At 35.6% G+C, this 1,542-nt stretch carries 1 protein-coding gene; it reads left to right on the forward strand.

What is annotated here, in order from left to right; translation table 11 throughout:
- Positions 1-150: 150 nt before the first annotated feature.
- Positions 151-1,374: an IS110 family RNA-guided transposase gene (locus D8M03_RS17510; protein ID WP_121216054.1), complete on the forward strand. Its 1,224-nt coding sequence runs from the start codon at positions 151-153 to the stop codon at positions 1,372-1,374.
- Positions 1,375-1,542 lie beyond the last annotated feature (168 nt).

Genomic DNA, 1,542 nt, shown 5'->3' on the forward strand with positions numbered 1-1,542 from the left:
CGTATGAGAGTCCGTAAAAAAAACCGGCTAACTTCACATCCTTATATGAATCAGTTTAGTATGTTGGGTCCAAGAGATCGTGTATAAGAAAGTGGAATCGATAAGGCAATGTGAGGACTTCTATGATTGGCTAAAAAGGAGAATAGAATGATGAATCATGTCATTGCGTTAGATGTGAGTAAAGGGAAAAGTTCGGTAGTTATGTATAATCAATATCGACAATGTGAATATGAAGGTGAACTAAATCATACCCGAGTTGATTTTGAACGATTACATAATCGTATTGAAGAAATAACGAAGTTTGATGGACAAGCACCTGAAATTGTCTTTGAAGCAACTGGTGTCTATTCGAAATCGGTAGAAGCATTTTTAAAAAATCATGGTTATACATATAGTCGGATGAACCCGCTTGAAGCGAACCTACAAATGGCAAAAATGCGACGTCATAAGACGGATGTAAGTGATGCACACGAATTAGCGAAAACACACTTTAAAATGGAGCGTGAAACGACATACGTTCAAGAGGATTATTATGAACAGATGCGAGCTCTCACACGTTATTACGATGAAGTGGATGAAGAAATAATTTTACTTAAAAGTCGGATGCATGCGATTTTGCATATGAGCTTCCCAGAGCTTGAAAAACTCATTACACCAAGTTCTGCTTTATTCTTAAATATCGTGCAGCTGTATCCACATCCAGCACTTGTATTAGCCCATTCAAAAACAGTAATTAAAAATCATTTAAAGGCAAATACAAAAAAGAACCTTTCACTTACTCGTGCAGAGAAAAAAGCAATTGAGCTAATCGAAGCAGCGCAAAATAGTTATCCAGCCATTAAACCGACAGATGTTCGATGTGATCAAGTAAAGGATTACGCCATACGGATTGCAGAATTGAAAGATAAAAAAGAAGCGCTTGTCCAACAGATGAAGACGTTATCAAAAGAACGTCAAGAATATCTTGTATTACGTTCTATTCCTGGTGTGGGCGATTCAACCGCTTGTCGTCTGATAGGTGAAATCGGTGATATTCGCCGTTTTAAAAATGCGAAACAATTAAATGCATACGCAGGAATTGATATTATGCGTTATCAATCTGGCAACACACAATATCGGGACCGAATCAATAAGCGTGGGAATAAACATTTGCGAAAAATTTTATATTTCATGATACAAGGGATGCTTATGTTAAAAGAAAAACCCAATCATTTTGCGGATTACTATTATAAATTAAAAAAGCAACCTCAGAGAAAGCCTCATAAGGTTGCGATGATAGCTTGTGTTAATAAATTTTTGAAAGTGACCTTTCAGTTATTAACACGAGGAATCCTATACGATTATGAGTCCGCACTACCAGCTCAGAAATCGTAATAAAACGTAATACAACTATATCATATAGACCTTTCGAAAAAAATAAAAATCGTTAGGTTTTTTCGGCATGAAAAAATTAGTTTTAGAAGGGAGGGGTACCCCTCCCTTCTAAAACTAATTCATTAAAATAAAAGAAATAACTTAAATATACTTGACTAATCGTAAGAA

Origin of the sequence: Ureibacillus endophyticus (assembly GCF_003628435.1) — a bacterium.
GTDB classification, from domain to species: Bacteria; Bacillota; Bacilli; order Bacillales_A; family Planococcaceae; genus Ureibacillus; species Ureibacillus endophyticus.